The following is an 18,175-nucleotide window of genomic DNA, read 5'->3' as shown; positions in this document are numbered from 1 at the left end:
CGGCTAGTGCTTCCGTTGCCGCGTGAGCGCCACGAGCCCCGCCCAGCACGCGACCCACACCACCTCGCGCGACGGATCCCACGCGATGGCCGCCGCCCCCACGGACGCTGCCTCCTCCTCGCCCCCGCCGTGCCCCGTCGCCCCGATCTCGGCGACCAGCGTGGGCGCCGCGTTCGACGGCACGTGGACGAGCTGCGCCCGGCGCTCGCCCTCGCGCGCGACGAGCGCGAGCAGCGGCGAGGCCTTGTGGTCGCCCGCGAACGCGAGCGCCACCACCGCGGGGAGCCCCTCGATCACGCGGAAGGTCTCGCCCCCGTCGCGCGACACGCACAGGAGCCCCGCGCCGGACAGCGCGATCGAGCGACCGCCCGCCGCCGCCGCGAGCCGACCGTCGTCGGCCTCCGCCGCGCGCCGCGCCGCCCCGGACAGCGGCACGACCGGCGAGCCCTCGTCGTCGCCGCGCAGCCGCTCGAGCTGCGGGCCCGCGGCCGCGCTCGTGAGCGCCACGATCACCCCCTCGCTCGCGCTCATCCGGAGCACGCCGTCCCGCAGCGCGGGCCCGGGCGACAGCGACAGCGCGCCGCGCGGCGGCGCGACCGCGGCGTCGCGGCGGGGCGAGCCCGCGGTCACGGCGGAGCCGTCGTCCGGCGGGACCGCGACCGCGCCGGCCGCGGGCGACCACAGCGTCTTGCCGGCCAGCACCCAGAGCCGCCCCGGCGTCGTCGCGAGCGTCACCGGCGCCCCGCCCGAGCCCCACGCACCGAGCGCGCTCGCCGTCTTCCCCCGGTCGTCGCTCAGCAGCAGGTTGCCGCGGCGCGTGGCGATGAGCAGCGCGCTGTCCGACAGCGCGATCGAGGACGCCGACGCGTCGACGCCCGCGCGGCGCGCCGACAGCGCTCCCGCGTCGACCACGAGCACGGTCCCGCGATCGCCGCCCGTCCGGTCCGCGCGGCGGGCGCGGCCCCCCGCGCGCGCGGCCGGCTCGCTCGCCAGCGCGGGCCCTTCGCCGGCGCCGCCGGCGACCACACAGCCGCCGGCCACCGCGAGCGTGCTGCACGGGACCGCCGCCCCGGCGCCCTCGACCACCGTCCACGGCTGCGCGTCCCAGACCGGCGCCTGGTCGTCCGCCAGGTCGGGCAGCTCCGCGAGCAGATCCTCGCCCTCGTAGGTGCCTTCTTGATCCGCGTCGAGCGCCGGCAGCTCGCGCTCGTCGACGTCGTCCGACGGATCCTCCCCGGTCCCTTCCGCGCCGCCGTCGTCGTGCCCCTCGCCTTGATCGTCGAGGTCGTCGTGCTCGGCGTCGTCGTGCTCGGCGGCCTCGTCGGACACCCACGAGCCCGCGTCGGCGTCGTCGATCCCCTCGTGGAGCGCCCCCACGTCGATGCCCTCTTCCGCGGGCTCGTCCTCCCCGGCCGCGCCCTCGTCCACGGCGAGCTCGACGCCGACCTCCAGGTCGCTCGCGTTCGCGTCGTCGAGCCCGTGCTCCGCGTCGTCCAGCGTCTGCAGGAGCTCCTCGAAGGTCTCCTCGCCCGCCTCGTCCTCGTCGTGCCCGAGCGGCGGCAGGTCGAGCAGCTTGTTGTCGTGCTCGTCATGCTCGTCGTGCTCGCGCTCGAGCTCGTCATCATCGACGGCGGTCTTCGGCTGCGGCGCCGGGCACGTCTCGCGTGGGTCCGCCGTTCGCTCGCTGCAGGCTCGTGAGGCTGACATCGGCGGGAGTGTAGCGCCCCTCGAGGCGCTTTCGCCCCGCGCCGCGCCTCCGCCCCCGCGCTCCGCCGCCCTCCAGAGCCCGGCTGCCTCGCCGCGCGGCGGCGTCGGCCTCCCCGCGGCCCCGGCCGTCGCCCGCCGCGCCCCGGCGACTCCGCTGGTGCACCGCACCGGAGATCATCTTTGTACAAAGATTGTCTCATGTGTCGGTACGCCGCAGCAATTGTAGTAAAAATCACTCAATATCCAGGCGTCGTACGGTAATTCACGGACAATTTCATGTCCTTCCGGAGCGAATGGTTTATACAATGTTTGTTGATACAATTTGACGGAGGGTGTGCATGATCCTAGAGTCCGCTTCGATATGTTCGACATCGTCGTCACCTCGGCGCCGGCAACGCCCTTCGCCCATCGGGTCGCCTCTGCGCTTCGCGAGGCCCGCATGCGGGTAGTCACGTGCGAGGTCGCGCCCAACCGGCCGCCGCCGGACGCGCTGCGGGTCGACGCGGCCGTGGCTTGCGCGCAGAGCCCGGCGGCCCTCCTCGACATGGCCCGCTCGCTCCGCGCGGTGCTCGACGGACCGCCGCCCGTGATCGGCGTCAGCTCCTCGCGCACCATCGTCTCGATGGCGGAGCTCGCGGGGGTGCTCGCGGACGACGTCCCGGGCTCGGTGCTCGCCGCGCAGGTCCAGCGGCTCGCGGCGCAGGCCGAGCGGCAGCGGAGCCGCGTCATCCTGCGCGGCGAGCTCGACGACGTGGGGCTCGACGGGCTCCTCGCGTCGCTCGCCTCGCGCAGCCGGAGCTGCTTCATCCGCGTGCGCGCCGGCGCGCTCCGCGCCGAGGTGACGGTCGACGCCGGGCGCCCCATCCACGCCCGCGCCGACGGCGTGCGGCCCTCGGAGCGCTGGACCGACGCCCTCGACTCGCTCTCCATGTGGCGAGGCGCAACCTTCGAGGTCGTCGCGAGCGACTCGAGCGGGCCGCACCGCGGCGAGCGCGAGAGCCACTACCCTCCGGCGTTCCCCGCCGACGACGCGGCCGACGTGGCGCTGGCCGCCGCCGTGGTGAACGCCTGCACCGCCTACGCGCGCGCCTGGCTCGGGCCGCCGATGACGTCGCGGCTGCTCGCGTCCTCGTGGACGACGGCGCGCGAGCACCACAGCGCGCTCGACGCCTTCGCCATCAGCGGCGACGCGCTCGTCTCGGTCGCCCAGATCGACCGCGCCCGCTCGGCGATCCCGCAGGCGGTCGCCGCCTGGATCGTCGCCTTCTTCGACGCCGCCGCGGAGAAGGTCCCGTCGCGCTTCCAGCGCCATCGCATCCGGGAGGTCCTCGGCGGGCTCACGCGCCTGGTCGAGCAGGTCGGGTGGGCGAGCGTCTTGTTCGAAGGAGCCGAGCGATGACCCAGACGTCGACGATGAATGAGGGGCCCGAGAGCCCGCAGGACGCCCTCCCCCTCAGCGTGGAGCGCCTCGCCGAGATGACCTCGCAGGAGGTCGACGACCTCCCGTACGGCTTCATCATGCTGGACGAAGAGGGCGTCGTGCTCCTCTACAACCGCTACGAGCAGCGCATGAGCCGCCTCCCGTCGGCGCGGGTCGTCGGCAGGAACTTCTTCCAGGAGATCGCCCCCTGCACCCGGGTCGAGGCGTTCCTCGGCCGGTTCCGCGCCCTCGCGCAGCAGCCGCCGGGCGCGACCGATCGGTTCGCGTTCCGCTTCCACTTCCTCCACGGGGCGCAGGACGTCTTCGTCCAGCTCGCGCGCGCGCCGGTCGATCGCGTGTTCATGACCGTGCACCGGATGCCGGTGCAGCGCGACGAGCACGAGCGCCCGGCGACGATCCGCCACGAGCGCGACCGCGGCCGGCTCAACGGCCCGCTCGGCGCCATGTTCCCGCTCGCGTGGGATCAGGTCGCCGCGCTGCTCGCGCGGGTCGGACAGGGCGCCGCGCGGGAGCTCGGCCGGGGCGTCGGCCGCAGGATCGCGGGCGTCGCGGAGAGCACGGTGGCCCGTGCGGGCGCGGCCGCGCTCGACAAGGCGCCGGTGCTGCTCGCGGTCGGCGCGCTCGATCAGGCGCTCGCCGAGCTCGGGATGGGCCGGCTCGCCGCGGATTTCTGCGCCAACCCCCCGCGCGTCGCCTGCTTCGTGCGGCCGCCGGTCGAGTCGGGGTCGGTCGAGCTGTCCGCCTTCTACGAGGGCCTGCTCGAGACGACGATCGGCGCGGCGCTCAACGCGGCGCACGTCGCCCGGTGCATCGAGGGGACCGAGCTCGCGGCCATGCCGTGGCGCTTCGTGGTCGTGCCGATCGAGCGCGCCCACGAGCTCCGCGCCCTCGAAGGTGAGCGGCCCGACGATCTCGCGAAGCGCTTCGGTCTCCTCGAGAGCGGCTCGGGGGCCGCGGATCGAGGGCCGACCGCGGCCTCTTGACGCGGCGAGGGCCCTGGTCATCCCCGCCCGGTGTGCCCGCTGGATCCCTCCGGCGAGCGGTGCTTAGCTCCGCCGTCGATGGGCCGGCGCGACAGCAATTCAAGGCGAATCGCCGCCACGTCTCCGGCCGATGGGCAGCCTTCGGCGGGGGACGCGGGGCAGCTCGGGCCCGCTCGCGGCCCGCTCTCGGTCGCGGAGGCGAGCGCCGGGATGCTGGTCCAGGACATCGTCGTTCATCCGGCGGACGTCGTGTTCGTGAAGGGCATCGTCGAGGCGAGCGACGGCGTCGCGCTCCTGCTCGCGGATCGCGGCGGTGAGCTCACGCTCGCTTCGCCGCTCGGTCGGGGCGAGGAGTTCGCCGAGCTCTTGCTCGATCTGGAGCGGGACGTCGGGGCGCGGCGCCGCGGCGCGCCACGCTGAGGGGGGCATGACGGAGCGCCGCGATCCGAGCTCGGTCGATCTCGTCCAGGATGCCTCGCTGGACGCCGCTGTCCACGAGGGCGCGGCGCAGGGCCTGCCCGCCGCCTCGGGCGCGCTGCTCGATCCGCGCATCCTCGCCGCCTGGCGCGAGTGGTTGGCCGCGCTCGCCACCGACGCCGAGGCCGCCATCGCCGCGGCGCACGTGTACGGCGAGCTCGGCCCCGAGGCGCGCGAGGCGTGGCTCGACGTGCTCGCCGAGGACGCGCCCAAGCTGCAGGTCCCCGCGGTCGCGATCTACGCGCCGCTCCTGTCGGTCGAGAGCGACGCGGCGCGCCGCGAGCGGATCGAGGTCGCGATGGGGGAGGGGGAGCGCGCCCCGCGCCCGCCGGGGGGCTTCGCGCTGCGCGGCATCGCCGCGGGGGGCGATCGCGTGGTGGCGCTGGTGACGCCGCTCTACCTGCGCTTCGTGCGGGTGCTCTGGTGTCGTTATCTCCCGGAGGACGGCATCGCCTGGGCGCGGCACGACCCGATCGTGCGCGCGGAGGAGGCGCCCGGCCCTGGCATGGTGCTCGACGGCGCGCAGCTCGAGGCGACGCCGATCAAGCTGGTCATCGAGGAGCTGTGCCACGCGATCCTCGCGCAGCAGCGCAAGGGCGCCGAGCTCCCGCCGTCGCTGCAGCTCTGCGCCGATCTGTTCGACGCGCACCTGGAGGGGGATCCGCTGCCATGAGGTCGCTCGCGCCGGCTGGCTTGCCGCTCGTGCTCTTTGCGCTCGGGTGCGCTGGCAGCGGCGACGCGGTCCGTGAGCCCGCGGCGGCGACGCCCGCGGCCGCGGCGGAGGCGGCGCCGGCGCGGGGCCCGGCGCTGAGCTTCTCGTACGAGACGCTCGACGGGCGCGAGCTCTCCACCGCGTCGCTCGCGGGCAGGTTCAGCGTGATCGGTTTCGTGGCGACCTACGACGTGGCGTCGCAGGCGGAGGCGCGGTTCCTCGCTGGGTTGCTCCGCGATCACACGCCGCGCATCAACGCGGCGCTCCTCGTCCTGGAGGCGAGCGAGAACCGGCCGCTCGTCGAGGCCTTTGCCGCCACGCTCAAGCTCCCGTATCCGGTGGCGCTCGCGGACGCCCCGACGATCGCCGGGGAGGGCCCGTTCGCCGGGCTGCACCACGTGCCGAGCGTGGTGATCCTCGACGCCGAGGGGAGGGAGGCGTTCCGGCACGTGGGGCTCATCACCCAGGAAGCGCTCGAGGAGGTCCTTCGCGGCCTGGAGCGCGAGGGCGCGCGGCCCGCGAGGTAGGTTTTGTCCGCTGCCGGGCGCCGGTCTGGGCGATGATGGCGCGCATGCTCGACCACATCGGTTTCCCCGTTTCGGACTATGAACGGAGCAAGGCCTTCTATCTGGCGGCCCTGGCGCCCCTTGGTTACGGGCTCGTGATGGAGATCACGCCCGAGATGACCGGGGGTGCGGATAAACACGCCGGTCTGGGGGCCGATGGTAATCCGCAGTTCTGGATCGGCACGGGCGGCGCGCTGCAGGGCCGCATGCATGTCGCCTTCGTCGCGAAGACGCGCGCCGACGTCGATGCCTTTTACAAGGCGGCGCTGGCGGCTGGAGGCGCCGACAACGGCCCGCCGGGGCTCCGGCCGCAGTACCACCCGGGGTATTACGGGGCGTTCGTGCTCGATCCGGATGGGCACAACATCGAGGCCGTGTGCCATGGGCCCTGAGGGCTGATGCGGTTGGGGAGGGAGAGTCCCTCCGTCCCTCGTCGGCGTAAGTCGCTTCCGTCTTTCGTCCCCCGTCTTCCGTCTCCCGTCTCCCGTCTCCCGTCTCCCGTCTCCCATCATTCGTGCGCGTGCGCGTGCGCGTGCGCGTGATCCGTGCGCGTGCTCGATTGATACGATTCGAGTACACGCACGCGCACGAAAGAGGAAAGAGGGAAGGAGAAAGAAGGAAACGCGCACGCGCACGCGCACGCGCACGAAGACGGAAGACGGAAGACGGAAGACGGAAGACGGAAGACGGAAGACGGAAGACGGAAGACGGAAGACGGAAGACGGGGGAGGGGGAGGGGGACGAAAGACGGGGAACGGAATACGCGTCTCCGCGCCAACCGAGGCATTCTTTGCCCTCGGCGCCCGTCTCGCGACCTCGGCTCAGAGCCTGCTCAGGAGATCGGTCTTCTTCGCCGCAAACTCCTGCTCGGTGATGATCCCCTTCTGCCGCAGGTCCGCGAGCCGCTCGATGGCAGAAAAGATATCCGCCTCCGCACCCGAAGAAGCGCGGGGCACGGCGGCCGCGGCCTGCGCCGGAGCAGCTCCAGGCCCCGGCTGCGCGGCCGCGTCGCCCGAGACGAGCGGCAAGCTCTGCACGCTCACGACGCCGTACTGGCTCGTGAACGTGACCGACGACCCCGACCCCTGCTGCTGCGACACACCGCCGATCTGGTGATCGAGCGTGTCATAGACGCTGACGCGCCCGTCGACGTCGACGGCCAGCCGCCGCGCGCCGGGGAAAACCGCATAGCGGATGTTGTTCTGCGACCCGCTGGAGCTCGGCACCCCGAGCTCCCCGGGCCACCAGCTCCCCGAGCCGCCCCCGGACGCCGGCACGAACAGGCTGACCGGCGAGCCCCCCAGCCCTCCGCTGCCGCCTTGCTGCTGCTGCTGCTGCCCGCCCTGCGCCGGATAGCTCGCCGGCGCCTGAGCGAACGGCTGGCTCGCCAGCAGATTCGACAGCTCGGCGCACAGGCCCTCCACCTTGGCCTTCAGCGCGCTGTTGAACATGTCCCCGATCATGGTCATCCCGCCCTGCATCCACTGCCCAGCGCCGCCCAGCTCGGGGTGATAGAACTGCGCCATCGTTCCGTTCCCGTTCACGAGCGCCTGCAAGAGCGTCATCACCGCGTCGGTGCTGACGAAATAGCGCTGTGACAGATCGGAAACTCTCCGCTGACCTTCGGGGGTGAGTGGCTGCATGAGGAGGCGCTCCAGGAGGGAAGCGCCGAGCCTTGCACGGCGGTCCGCCGCTCGCAATGCGGGCGAGCGGCGATGAGGAGGGAGACGACCGCTCAGCCCGCGAGCTTGCGCACGCTCGCGAGCTGGACACAGACCGCGACGACGTCCATGGCGACGCGAATCTGCTCGAGCGGCGGCATCGACGGCGCGATCCGGATGTTCCGGTCGCGAGGATCGCGGCCGTACGGGTACGTCGCCCCGGCGCCGGTGAGCTTCACGCCCGCCTTGTCGGCCAGGCGCACGACCTCCTTCGCGCAGCCGTCGAGGGTGTCGAGGCTGATGAAGTAACCGCCGCGCGGCGAGGTCCAGCTGGCGATGCCCTTGCCCCCGAGCTCGCGCTCGAAGATGCTCGTCACCGCCTCGAACTTGGGCCGCAGGAGCTCGGCGTGCTTCTGCATGTGGCCCAGCAAGCCCTTGTAATCCTTGAAGAAGCGCACGTGGCGCAGCTGGTTCACCTTGTCCGGGCCGATGGTCTGGATGCCGAGGTGCTTCTTCGCGTCCGCCACGTTCGCGGGGCTCGACGCCATGGCCGCGACGCCGCTGCCCGCGAACGAGATCTTCGACGTCGAAGCGAAGACGATCGGCCGGTTGGGGTTGCCCGCCGACTGACACGCCGACACGATGTCCGCGAGCCGATCGCCCTCGGCATAGAGGTCGTGGACCGCGTAGGCGTTGTCCCAGAACAGGCGGAAATCCGGGGCCGCCGCCTTCATGCTGGCGAGCCGGCGGACGACCTCGGGGGAGTACGTGGTGCCGGTCGGGTTGCTGTACTTGGGGACGCACCACATCCCCTTGATGGCCGCGTCCTGGGCGACCAGCCGCTCGACCTGATCCAGGTCCGGGCCGGCGTCGTTCAGATCGACCGCGATCATCTCGATGCCGTGGTGCTCGCAGATCGCGAAGTGGCGATCGTAGCCGGGGCTCGGGCACAGGAACTTGACCTTCGGCTGCTTCGCCCAGGCGCCGTTGCCGTCGGGCACGCCGTGGACGAGCGCGCGGACCACCGCGTCGTGCATCATGGTCAGGCTGCTGGTGCCGCCGACGATGACCTGCGCCGGGGGCACCTCGAGCAGCTCGGCGAAGATGGCCTTCATCTCGGGGAGCCCGTCGAGGCCCCCGTAGTTGCGCGTGTCCGACCCGTCCGAGGCGACGAGGTCGTTCGCGGTGGGCAGGGCGAGCAGGCCGTTCGCGAGGTCGAGCTGATCGGACGACGGCTTGCCGCGCGTCATGTCGAGCTTGAGGCCGCGGGCTTCGAAGGCAGCATAACGTGCCTCGAGCTCCCGGGTGAGCGAGGCAAGAGCATCGGGGGACAACGAGCGCAGTTCGGTCATGGCGGGCGATGTCTAGCAGAATTTCGCGGCCGCGTCGCGACCCGCGTGGGCCCGCGCGCCCCGCGCCGGAAATGCCGCGGTCGGCCGCGGAAACGCCGCAGCCGGGCCGCCGGTCGCCGCCTTACGCCCGCCGCCGCCCGCCGTACGCCGCCGCCTTGGCGGCCGGCGCCTCGCCCGCGCCTGGGCCCGCTGTGACAGCCGCCCTCCGCCGTGATGCGTTTTGCCACGAGCCCTGTGCCGCCACGCCCCGTCAGGCCCAGAGGCCGCGTCGGCGGCCTCTGGTACGGCCGATGCATCGGGCCGGGTGATCTCATGTTCAGAGGAGGATCCATGGCTGTCGAGGCCCTGCGCAAGAATCACATGATGGCTCACCTGCTCGGCGCGCTCGAGCGCGGCGAGTCGATCGGGCGCTACGGTCGCCTGGTATTCGCGATGATCGCCCACCACTTCCTCGATCGCGACGAGCTCGTCGACTGGCTCGGCCGCGACCCGGAGGGCGGCGCCGAGGAGGCCCGCTCGCTCGCGATGCAGGTCGAGCGGCGCGGCTACAGCCCGCCGCGGCGCGAGCGGATCCTGGAATGGCAGCGACAGCAGGAGTTCCCCATCATCCCGAACGCCGACGATCCCGACGAGGGCAATGTCTACAAGGACCTCGAGTTCCCCGAGGAGGTCTATCAACATATCAATGAGTACTACGAGCAGAAGGCGGCGAGCTGACGGCGGTCCCGCAGGGCCGGGATCCGAGCTCGCGCGGCGGCGCCTGCTCGGCATGGGGAGTGCTGGGGCCCTGGTCGGGCTGCTGGGATGCGGGCGAGGTCAGGCGACCACGGGCCCGTCCAGGCCTCCGGAGGAGGAGCAGGCAATGCAGGCAAGGAGCGCCGGCGTCACCACGAACGATCCCTCGCGCCTCCGGGCGCGGCCGAACGCCAAGCCCGGGGGCGAGCTCTCGACGGGGCTGAGGCCGCTCGGGCTGTCCCCGCGGCGCGACGGGCTGCTCTACGTCCCGGCGGGCTACCGCCCGGACCGCCCGGCGCCGCTCGTGGTCCTGCTGCACGGGGCCGGGGGCAGCGCGCACCACGGGATCGCGCTGCTGCGAGAGCTGGCGGACGCGGCGGGGCTCCTGCTGCTGGCGCCCGACTCTCGCCATTCGAGCTGGGACATCATCTCGGACGACGCGTACGGGCCCGACGTCGACTTTCTGGACGGCGCGCTCGACCAGCTGTTCCGCAGCGCCGCGGTCGATCCGGCGCGGATCGCGATCGGCGGCTTCTCGGACGGCGCGTCGTACGCGCTGTCGCTCGGGCTGACCAACGGCGACCTGTTCACCCATGTGATCGCGTTCTCGCCGGGCTTCATGGCCCCCGCGGAGCAGCGCGGCCGGCCGCGCATCTTCATCTCGCACGGCACGCAGGACCAGGTGCTGCGGATCGACCCCTGCAGCCGCCGCCTCGCGCCGCTGATCCAGGTCGCCGGATACGACCTGCGCTACCAGGAGTTCGAGGGCCCGCACGCGGTTCCTGCGGAGATCGCGCGCGACGCCCTCCGCTGGTTCCTGCCCGCGGACGGCTGAGCTCAACGTGCCAGAGAGAAAGAGAAAACCGCCAAGGACGCCAAGGACGCCAAGAGAGGGAGGGAGAAAAGATGATCTTTTCCCGCCCCTTCTTGGCGTCGTGGCGTCCTTGGCGGTTTTTCTCTCTCTGCGTCTCTCAGCCCAGCTCGCCGTCTCGGAGCGGCATCCGAGCCGTGGGCCGCCGGGACGAGCCCGGCGGCGTCCACCTCACTCCGCCGCGATGGCTTCCTCGCTGTAGGTCGTGTGGCGCACCTCGGGGTTGTTCTCGAAGTACGCCTTGCCGGCCAGGCGCTTCACGAGCGGGCTGAACCGCTCGGCCGCCTTGCCGCGGAGGATGTCGCGGACGAGCGCGACGTCCTCGCGCGCCCGGGAGAGCGTCTCCGGGTCGGTCAGGAACGCCTTTGCGGCCACCGCCTTGGCCGGCGCCGCCTTCACCGCCTCGCGGACCGCCGCCGCCGCCGCGCGGACCTTCACCGCGGCGCGCTCGGCGGCCGTCTGCTTGATGAGCGGCGCCACCTCGTAGACCAGGTTCGCGGCCGACCCGGCGACCCGGTGCGGCGCGTGGTGCAGCGGGCTCGCGTACTTCGGGTGCTGCTCGAGGAACGCGCGCACCTCGGCCTCCGTGACGCCCGCCTCCTCGTAGGCGCGGGCGAGCTCCTGCTCGGCCAGGATGCGCGCCTTGAACATGTACATCTGGATGCGCGAGTAGAAGTTCGTCGCGCCGTCGCCGCTCGTCTCGACCGCGCAGAAGATCGTCCCCGGGTAACGCGCCGTGATCAGCGACTGCACGCCGTCGGAGACGCCCGAGGACGGCATGCAGCCGAACGGCTTCACGCTCACCGTGAGGTGCGCCTTCGACTTCACCGCGTTCACGATGAGCTTGCCGACCTCCATGTGCCCCTCGCCGCCGCGGAGGTCGTTCGAGTAGTAGTCCTTCGCCACGTCCGCGACGAGCTCCATGTCCGGGAGGTGGTAGTCGAACAGGCCGAGCGGCAGCGCGAACGCCTGGAAGCCGACGCGCAGCGCCGACTCGGCGAGGCGCATCGTCGCGAGCCGCTTCGCCACGCCGAACTCGTCGAGGCCGGCCAGGCCGTAGTTGCCCTCGTCCGCGCCGCGCAGATCGCGCCGCTCGCGGGTGTCGCGGGCGCACTCCCAGATGTTGTAGAGCAGCCACGCGGTCGTGAGCTGGATGTCGTTCTCGCCGCCCTCGCTCTCGAGGAACTTCTGAAGGGCGTAGTTGCCGTCGCCCTCCGTCGTCATCGCCCAGAACTCGCCGATGATCGACGTCTTCGCCTTGGGCCGGAGCTTGTCCACCCGGACGGCCTCGAACTCCTTGCGCGCCTCGTAGAGCGCGCGGAACACGTTCGTCTGCTCGTAAAGCGCCTTGTAGAGGATGCGCTTCGCGCTCTCCATCGCGCGGTTCGTCGCGCCGGGCTCGACCTCGTAAGGCCGGACGCGGTAGCCGAGCGCGTTCAGCGTGTCGCCGCAGACGATCGCCTTGATGATCGCGATGAAGAAGGCGGGGTTCATCTCGAGGCCGACGTCGTCGCCCGTCGCCTGCGACAGGCCGCCCGTCTGCTGGAAGAGCATCACCCGGAAGCCGTCGAAGCCGGCGTCGCGCAGCGCCTTCCGGTACTCGGTCACGTACATGCCGAACCGACACGGCCCGCAGGCGCCCGCGGTCAGGAACACGTAGTTCTTGATGATGTCCTCGGTCTTCATCCCCTGCTTGTCGCGCAGGTCGATGAGGTACTTCACCAGGCCGCCGACCGTGAAGTACGTCGGGTTGCACTGCCCGCGGTTGCCGAACTCCTTGCCCGTCTGGAGGCCGGCGTTGTCGCTCATCCCGAAGTAATGGACGTTGTAGCCGAGGCCCTTCAGCGCGCCCTCGCACAGGAAGTCCTGCGCCGCGGTGAGGCCGCTGATGAGGAGCGTCACGTTGTCGCGCTCCTTCTTCGTCATCTTCGGCTTGAGCATGTTGTCGACCCACTGCCGACGCTCGGCCTTCAGGCCGAGCCGCTCCCGCTCGGCCTCCTCGAACGCCCTGAGCTCCGCCTCGATGTCGATGTCCGCCTTGATCGATTTCTTCTCGCCGACCAGAGGAAGGCGCGTCTTCTGCGTGATCGTCTGTTCCATGGCGTGGCTTCCCTTCGCTCGGATGCTGGAAGGGGGCCGGACGCGCCGTCCCCCCCTCGACCTTGGCCGTGTCTTCAGGCTTCCAAGGGGACGACGGTCCCGTCGGACTGCTTCTTCTTGAGCTGGACGAGGCCCGTCTTCGGCGCCTCGGGCGGAGACGCCGGCGCGACGTAGCTCCGCAACTTCTCGGCGAGCGCCGCGATCTCCCGCTCGAGCGCGGGATCGGTGATCTTGCGCGCCGCCTGCTGCTCCCGCTTCAGCTCGAGCAGCTCGAGCCGCTTCTCGTCGATGCGGTGGACGAGCTCCGCCTTCTTCTTCGCCGCGTCCTCGAGCGCCTCCTCGTGCAGCTTGAGGCTGTGCGCGTACGTCTTCACGCGGATCTTGATCGAGCCGCCCGGCTTGTTGGCGTCGATGTCGTGCAGCGCGGCGTACGGGGTGGCGCTCGAGCTCACGATGCTGTCGATGATGCCGTAGGTCGGCGCGTCGTGGCCGCACTTGAAGCTCGAGAGGTCGAGCAGCACGACGTTCGGGTGGCGGGCGGCGAACTTGACCGCCCAGACCTTCTGCGCGCTGTTCGCCGAGTAGTTCTCGGGCCAGACGTCGTTGATGTCGAGCGGGTGCTGGCCGTTCGCGATCTCGTCCTTGAAGTACCGCGCGAGGTACTCCATGTCGCGCGGGACCGACCGCACCGAGAGGATCGGATAGCCGAGCACCTGGAACTCCTCCGGGATGCCGTGGTTCAGGCCCGGATCGGAGTGGTACGGCCGCCCGACCATCAGGATGGCGACGCGGTTCTCGGCCTCGACCGTCTCGAGGATCGCCCGCCCCTTGTCCTGGAGGTCGCGCTCGAACTGCGAGAGCGCCCGCATCCCCTCGCGGTGCGCGTGGTCGCTCTCGTCCTCGGTGACGCCGAGCCGCGGGCCCCACGTCTCGAACATCCGGCGCGCCGTCAGCGTCATCTCGGAGAACGTGAGCGGAGGATCGAGGTACTCGATGCCGCGCGTCTTGAAGAAGTCGATCTCCTTCGTGAACGCCGCCTTCATGACGTCCGGCACGCCCGCGACGATGGGGCAGCTCGTCTTGTCCATCACCCCCTCGCCGAAGCTCGGCACGTGGGTGAGGATCGGGAAGAAGATGTAATTGAGCTTCTTCTCGTCCGAGTGGTGGTGGAAGAGGAGGTTGTGGATGTGGGCCTGCGCCACCTTGGAGGGGAAGCACGGATCGATGGAGCCGTACTTGCCGCCCTCGACCCACATCTCCTCGCTCGTGGCGTCGCTGAAGACGACGTTCTGCTTCGGGACGCCGAGCGCCTCGAAGTAGGCCCGGTAGTACGGGCCCGTCGAGTAGATGTTGAGGACGCGCGGGATGCCGATGCGGACGCGGCGCAGGCGCTCGCGCACCTCGGGCCCGCTCCGCCGGAACGGGCGCGTCGTCTCCACCCGGCGGATGCCGAGGAAGCCCTTCTTGACGACCACGTCCTTCACCGGCGCGCCGTCCTCCGGCAGCGGGGCCGTGTCGTAGAAGTGCCGGAAGGCGAGCTTCGACTCGTAGTCGACGAGGTTCGGGAACTGCTTCGCGATCTTCTTCCGCTCGGCGACGAGCGCGAGCATCGCCTGCTCGCTCTCGACCGTGCCCTTCTCGCACGAGAAGCCCGAGATGTAGCGGCTCGTCGTCCCGTCGGGCCGCTTCGCGTCGATGAACGTCCGCTTGCACTCGTTCGGGCAGAAGTGGCAGACCGTCTCCTCGTCGTTCTTCGTCGTGTATTCGAGCGCGATCGCCGCGTCGATCCCGATGAACGTCGAGCGGCCCCTGCGCTTCACGACCCGGAGCGTCTCGAACGCGGCGCCGAGCGCGCCGGCCTCGCCGGTGTGCGGGTGGACGAACACCTCCGCGCCGGGGACGCGCTCCTTGATGTAGTCGACCTGCGCCTTGACCGCCGCGAGGTTGTACTGCGTGCCGCCCTGGAGCACGTAGCGCGTGCCGAGCGCCGCGAGCCGCGGGATCTGCACGACGTACTGCCACACGTTCTTCGGCAGCACCTGCGCGAGGCCGGCGAGCAGCTCCTCCTTCGAGAAGCCCTCCTTCTGGAAGTTCACCCGGTCGGTGTCGAGGAAGACGGCGCAGCCGTAGCTGAACTTCGGCGCGAGCTCGGCGCCGAAGGCCGTGTCGGCGTACTCGGTCACCTTCAGGCCGAACTGGTCGGCCATCGCCTGGAGCAGCATGCCGTTGCCCGCAGAGCACGAGTTGGAGAGGCGGAAGTTCGCGATATCGCCGTTCTTCATGAACAGGACCTTGATGTCCTGTCCGCCGATGTCGCAGATGACGTCGACGTCGCCGAAGAACTTCACGGCGCTCATCATGTGGGCGACGGTCTCGACGATGTTGACGTCGGCCCGCATGCACTCCTGGAGCACGTCGGCCGCGTACCCGGTGCCGCCGAACCCGAGCACCTCGAGCTGCGCGCCCTGGTCGATCACGTACTGCCGGAGCTGGGCGAGCAGCTCCTTCGCGTCCTGGATCGGGTTGCCCTTCGAGAGCTGGTAGGCCTTGCAAACGATGTTGCTGTCCTCGTCGATGAGCACCGCCTTCGACGAGGTGGAGCCGCCGTCGAGGCCGATGACCCCGCGCACCACCTGGCCGGGCGCGAGCTTCATCGGCGTGAACCTCGGGATGCTGTAGAGCTTGCGGAACTCCTCGACCTCGTCCCGCGTCTTCACGAGCGGCGGGCCCGCGCTCTCGCCGAGCCGGGCCTTCCGGCCGTTCGTCATGTACTCGATGAGCCCGGCCTTGCCGGCGTAAAGCCCGACCTCCGGCGCCTCCTTGAGCCCGTACACGCAGGCGCCGAACGCCGCGTAGTACTGCGAGTTCTCCGGGACGAAGATCGTCTCCTCGATCGGCCGGTCCTTCGGCCAGTTGTAGCCGCGCTCGTCCCAGGTCTCGGGGATCCGCTTGCGCCAGCACTCCTGGAGGAAGGGGAGGTAGGTGTTGGGGCCGCCGAGCAGGATGACCTTGTGCTTCAAGGTCGAGCCGCGCGTGAGCACCGACAGGTTCTGGAGGACGATCGCGTCGGCGAGCGAGCAGAGGATCTCCGTCGAGGGGATACCGCTCTTCACCAGGTTCACGATGTCCGTCTCGGCGAAGACGCCGCATTTCGCCGCGACGTGGTGGAGCTTGGAGTCGTCGAAGTGGATCTTGACCACCTCGCTCGACGGCAGGCCCACCTTGATCATGCACTTGTCGATGGTGGCGCCCGTGCCCGAGGCGCACTTGTCGTTCATCGACGGCGCGGCGGTCTTGTCGCCCGTCTTCTCGTCCCGCTGGAAGATGATGATCTTCGCGTCCTGCCCGCCGAGCTCGATGACGCTGCCCACGTCCGGGTGCAGGTTCTCGACCGCGAGCGTGACCGCGTTGACCTCCTGGACGAACTTGGCGCCGAGGCCGGCGCAGAGCGGCGCCGCGCCGGAGCCCGTCATGAACACCCGCCAGCTCTCGCGCGGGGACGCGGGGAACGACGCCTCGATCTCCTCGAGGAGCTCCAGCACCTTCTCCGGCTGCTTCGTCTGATGCCGCTGGTAGTCGCTCCAGAGAATCTCGAGCGTCTGCGGATCGAGCACGACGGCCTTCACGGTCGTCGAGCCGACGTCGATGCCGACCACGACCGGATCCTGGATCTGCCTTCCCATCGGGGCTCCTCCCACCGCCGTCGCCGGTCACCAGCGCCCGACTGACTGGCTGGTCAGTCGTGATGGCTACAACGGGATGACCCGAAAATCAAATGATTCGGTGCGTCTCGGCCGGCGGCGATCGCCGGTTTCCGGGGATCTGCGTCCGGGGCGCAAGGTTCCGCCGCTGGGCTCGGCGCGGCGCGGCCTGCGTGCCGGCCCGGGGGTCGTACAACGGCCTCCGATCTTTCCGGCGCTTTTCGGGCGGGAGGCCGGGGCGACGCCGCGGGGGAGACATCGCGCCCCAGGTGACGGGCCGGTGATGGTAAAGCGACCGACCCATGGACAAGTCCGAGCGCCGCCAAGCCCTCCTCCGCGCGGCGCGCACCGTGTTTTCCGAGAAGGGCTATCACGAGGCGAAGGTCGACGACATCGTCGCGCTCGCGAAGGTCGCGAAGGGGACGTTTTACCTGTACTTCCCCGACAAGCGCTCGGTGTTCGGCGAGCTCGTGCGCGGGCTCTTCTCGCGCCTCGGCGGCGCCATCCTGCGCGTGGATCCGTCGGCGGACGTGGAGGCGCAGGTCAAGCACAACATCCGCGCGATCGTGGCGGTCTTGCTCGACGATCCGGCGCTGACGAGCATCCTCCTGTCGCACGCGGCGGGGCTCGATCCGGCGTTCGTCAAGGAGCTGCGCGCCTTCCGGCAGGAGGTGAAGCTGCTCCTGGAGCGGAGCCTCGCCGAGGGGCAGCGGCTCGGCGTCATCGAGCCGGGCGACACCGAGCTCTACGCGACGTTCACGATCGGCGCGCTGAAGGAGGTGCTGTTCGAGAACGCCCTCGAGGACCAGGCCCGCCCGCGCGAGCGGATCGTCACGGCGCTCTACGATCTCCTGCGGCGCGGCTACCTCCGGATGGACCCGGCGCCCGGCCAGCCGGCGCTGCGCGCGGAGCCCCGCCAGCCGGCGCCGCGCGCCGAGGGCGAGCTCGACGCGACCGCGCCGCCCGCGCCGCCCGCGCCGGAGGACGCCGCGCCCGCGCGGGCGGGGCGCGCGGAGCGGACGAGCCCGCCGCGCGCCCGCCGCGCCAGGCCCCGAGGGAACTGACCGGCGCGTCAGTCAGGGCGGTGACTATGCAGGTCCAGCGGACGGCGTACGGCCGAGGCGCGGCATCACGATGTGCGCGATGAAATTGTGCAGGGTCCGGGTGCCGAGCTGGTCCGGGGAGATGCGGTCGAGGAGCGCCGGGACGTCGAGGCCCTCGGCCTGGAGGACCTCGCGGCGAAAGGCGATGTAGCCGGCGATGACGTCGTGATCCATCTCGGGGTGGAACTGCACGCCGTAGCAGGTGCCCGTGAAGCGGATGACCTGGTGGTCGTCGAGCTCGGTGAACGCGAGGCTCCGCGCGCCCTCGGGCAGCGTGCCGACCGTGTCGACGTGGGTCGCGTGGGTCTCGAAGCTCGACGGGAGCCCGTCGAAGAGGACGTCGTCGGCGCGGCGCTGGACGCGGATCCGGCCGATCTCGCGGCCGCGCGGGTTGCGGATGACCTCGCCGCCGAGCGCCTGGGCGAGGATCTGGTGGCCGAAGCAGATGCCGAACGTGGGGGTGCCGGCGCGGACGACGTCGCGCAGCCACGCCTCGCAGCGGAGCATCCAGGGATCGCGGTGGGGGACGTTGGCCGAGGAGCCGGTGATGATGAAGGCGGCGATCCCGGGGGCGTCGGGCGCGGGGAGCTCGCCGGTTCGGGCGTCGAAGACGGCGTATCCGCCCCGCCAGGCGGCGCCGATCGTCTGCTCGATCAGGGCCGCGAACTCGCCGCGCCGCTCGAGGACCGGGGGCACGGGCTCACCGGTCTTCACGATGACGATCTTCTTGTCCTTTTCGTCCTGTCCCACCCGGTGAACATAGCAG

The 18,175-nt window shown here is 71.0% G+C and carries 15 protein-coding genes; 9 read left to right on the top strand and 6 right to left on the bottom strand.

Going from position 1 to position 18,175, the window contains the following annotated elements; genetic code table 11:
* Positions 1-3: 3 nt before the first annotated feature.
* A complete protein-coding gene (locus tag WME83_RS37555; protein WP_437314514.1) occupies positions 4-1,707 on the bottom strand; it encodes a hypothetical protein in 1,704 nt (567 codons plus the stop codon).
* A 439-nt stretch (positions 1,708-2,146) separates the two neighbouring features.
* On the opposite strand from WME83_RS37555, the gene WME83_RS37550 reads away from it, so the two are divergent.
* The 6 genes from WME83_RS37550 to WME83_RS37525 all read left to right on the top strand — a co-directional run bounded on the left by WME83_RS37550 (position 2,147) and on the right by WME83_RS37525 (position 6,278).
* A complete protein-coding gene (locus WME83_RS37550; RefSeq protein ID WP_437314513.1) occupies positions 2,147-3,106 on the top strand; it encodes a DUF4388 domain-containing protein in 960 nt (319 codons plus the stop codon).
* Entirely contained in the window at positions 3,103-4,131 is a 1,029-nt protein-coding gene (locus WME83_RS37545; RefSeq protein WP_437314512.1) for a PAS domain-containing protein, read from the top strand. The genes WME83_RS37550 and WME83_RS37545 overlap by 4 nt, the downstream gene beginning before the upstream one ends.
* Positions 4,132-4,341: 210 nt before the next feature.
* A complete protein-coding gene (locus WME83_RS37540; RefSeq protein ID WP_437314511.1) occupies positions 4,342-4,551 on the top strand; it encodes a hypothetical protein in 210 nt (69 codons plus the stop codon).
* A 7-nt stretch (positions 4,552-4,558) separates the two neighbouring features.
* The gene (locus WME83_RS37535; protein WP_437314510.1) at positions 4,559-5,281 is read left to right on the top strand and encodes a hypothetical protein; all 723 of its coding nucleotides are present in this window, start codon (positions 4,559-4,561) and stop codon (positions 5,279-5,281) included.
* Positions 5,278-5,847: a TlpA family protein disulfide reductase gene (locus WME83_RS37530; protein ID WP_437314509.1), complete on the top strand. Its 570-nt coding sequence runs from the start codon at positions 5,278-5,280 to the stop codon at positions 5,845-5,847. The genes WME83_RS37535 and WME83_RS37530 overlap by 4 nt, the downstream gene beginning before the upstream one ends.
* 44 nt (positions 5,848-5,891) lie before the next feature.
* Complete coding sequence (locus tag WME83_RS37525) at positions 5,892-6,278, top strand: VOC family protein (RefSeq protein WP_437314508.1); 387 nt, start codon at positions 5,892-5,894, stop codon at positions 6,276-6,278.
* A 429-nt stretch (positions 6,279-6,707) separates the two neighbouring features.
* Here WME83_RS37525 and WME83_RS37520 read toward each other — a convergent pair whose 3' ends face one another.
* Entirely contained in the window at positions 6,708-7,529 is an 822-nt protein-coding gene (locus tag WME83_RS37520) for an SHOCT domain-containing protein (protein WP_437314507.1), read from the bottom strand.
* A gap of 92 nt (positions 7,530-7,621) precedes the next feature.
* Positions 7,622-8,899, bottom strand: coding sequence for an aminotransferase class I/II-fold pyridoxal phosphate-dependent enzyme (locus tag WME83_RS37515; protein WP_437314506.1), 1,278 nt, complete (start codon positions 8,897-8,899; stop codon positions 7,622-7,624).
* Between the two features lie 330 nt (positions 8,900-9,229).
* Between WME83_RS37515 and WME83_RS37510 the strand changes: the two genes are divergently transcribed.
* Positions 9,230-9,616 (top strand): hypothetical protein, encoded by a 387-nt coding sequence (locus tag WME83_RS37510; protein WP_437314505.1) that lies wholly within the window; start codon positions 9,230-9,232, stop codon positions 9,614-9,616.
* 145 nt (positions 9,617-9,761) lie between these two features.
* On the top strand, positions 9,762-10,469 hold the full coding sequence (locus tag WME83_RS37505) for an alpha/beta hydrolase (RefSeq protein WP_437314504.1): 708 nt from the start codon (positions 9,762-9,764) through the stop codon (positions 10,467-10,469).
* A 207-nt stretch (positions 10,470-10,676) separates the two neighbouring features.
* Here WME83_RS37505 and WME83_RS37500 read toward each other — a convergent pair whose 3' ends face one another.
* Positions 10,677-12,605 (bottom strand): 2-hydroxyglutaryl-CoA dehydratase, encoded by a 1,929-nt coding sequence (locus tag WME83_RS37500; RefSeq protein WP_437314503.1) that lies wholly within the window; start codon positions 12,603-12,605, stop codon positions 10,677-10,679.
* 74 nt (positions 12,606-12,679) lie between these two features.
* Positions 12,680-16,288, bottom strand: coding sequence for a BadF/BadG/BcrA/BcrD ATPase family protein (locus WME83_RS37495; protein ID WP_437314502.1), 3,609 nt, complete (start codon positions 16,286-16,288; stop codon positions 12,680-12,682).
* 320 nt (positions 16,289-16,608) lie between these two features.
* Between WME83_RS37495 and WME83_RS37490 the strand changes: the two genes are divergently transcribed.
* Entirely contained in the window at positions 16,609-17,370 is a 762-nt protein-coding gene (locus tag WME83_RS37490) for a TetR/AcrR family transcriptional regulator (protein ID WP_437314501.1), read from the top strand.
* Between the two features lie 24 nt (positions 17,371-17,394).
* Here the strand turns inward: WME83_RS37490 and WME83_RS37485 are convergent, their stop codons facing one another.
* On the bottom strand, positions 17,395-18,159 hold the full coding sequence (locus WME83_RS37485; protein ID WP_437314500.1) for a glutamine amidotransferase: 765 nt from the start codon (positions 18,157-18,159) through the stop codon (positions 17,395-17,397).
* Positions 18,160-18,175: the final 16 nt, after the last annotated feature.

Origin of the sequence: Sorangium sp. So ce385, assembly GCF_051474135.1 — a bacterium.
Classification (GTDB): Bacteria; Myxococcota_A; Polyangia; order Polyangiales; family Polyangiaceae; genus Sorangium; species Sorangium cellulosum_D.
The sequence above is the reverse complement of the archived record's forward strand: the minus strand, read 5'-3'. Positions and strand labels throughout refer to the sequence as shown.

Excerpts from the sequence above, each read along its gene's own strand:
- WME83_RS37530 (WP_437314509.1), top strand. The coding sequence starts at position 5,278 with ATGAGGTCGCTCGCGCCGGCTGGCTTGCCGCTCGTGCTCTTTGCGCTC.
- WME83_RS37555 (WP_437314514.1), bottom strand. The coding sequence starts at position 1,707 with ATGTCAGCCTCACGAGCCTGCAGCGAGCGAACGGCGGACCCACGCGAG.
- WME83_RS37510 (WP_437314505.1), top strand. The coding sequence starts at position 9,230 with ATGGCTGTCGAGGCCCTGCGCAAGAATCACATGATGGCTCACCTGCTC.
- WME83_RS37525 (WP_437314508.1), top strand. The coding sequence starts at position 5,892 with ATGCTCGACCACATCGGTTTCCCCGTTTCGGACTATGAACGGAGCAAG.
- WME83_RS37495 (WP_437314502.1), bottom strand. The coding sequence starts at position 16,288 with ATGGGAAGGCAGATCCAGGATCCGGTCGTGGTCGGCATCGACGTCGGC.
- WME83_RS37490 (WP_437314501.1), top strand. The coding sequence starts at position 16,609 with ATGGACAAGTCCGAGCGCCGCCAAGCCCTCCTCCGCGCGGCGCGCACC.
- WME83_RS37535 (WP_437314510.1), top strand. The coding sequence starts at position 4,559 with ATGACGGAGCGCCGCGATCCGAGCTCGGTCGATCTCGTCCAGGATGCC.
- WME83_RS37505 (WP_437314504.1), top strand. The coding sequence starts at position 9,762 with ATGCAGGCAAGGAGCGCCGGCGTCACCACGAACGATCCCTCGCGCCTC.
- WME83_RS37500 (WP_437314503.1), bottom strand. The coding sequence starts at position 12,605 with ATGGAACAGACGATCACGCAGAAGACGCGCCTTCCTCTGGTCGGCGAG.
- WME83_RS37520 (WP_437314507.1), bottom strand. The coding sequence starts at position 7,529 with ATGCAGCCACTCACCCCCGAAGGTCAGCGGAGAGTTTCCGATCTGTCA.
- WME83_RS37515 (WP_437314506.1), bottom strand. The coding sequence starts at position 8,899 with ATGACCGAACTGCGCTCGTTGTCCCCCGATGCTCTTGCCTCGCTCACC.
- WME83_RS37545 (WP_437314512.1), top strand. The coding sequence starts at position 3,103 with ATGACCCAGACGTCGACGATGAATGAGGGGCCCGAGAGCCCGCAGGAC.
- WME83_RS37550 (WP_437314513.1), top strand. The coding sequence starts at position 2,147 with ATGCGGGTAGTCACGTGCGAGGTCGCGCCCAACCGGCCGCCGCCGGAC.
- WME83_RS37540 (WP_437314511.1), top strand. The coding sequence starts at position 4,342 with ATGCTGGTCCAGGACATCGTCGTTCATCCGGCGGACGTCGTGTTCGTG.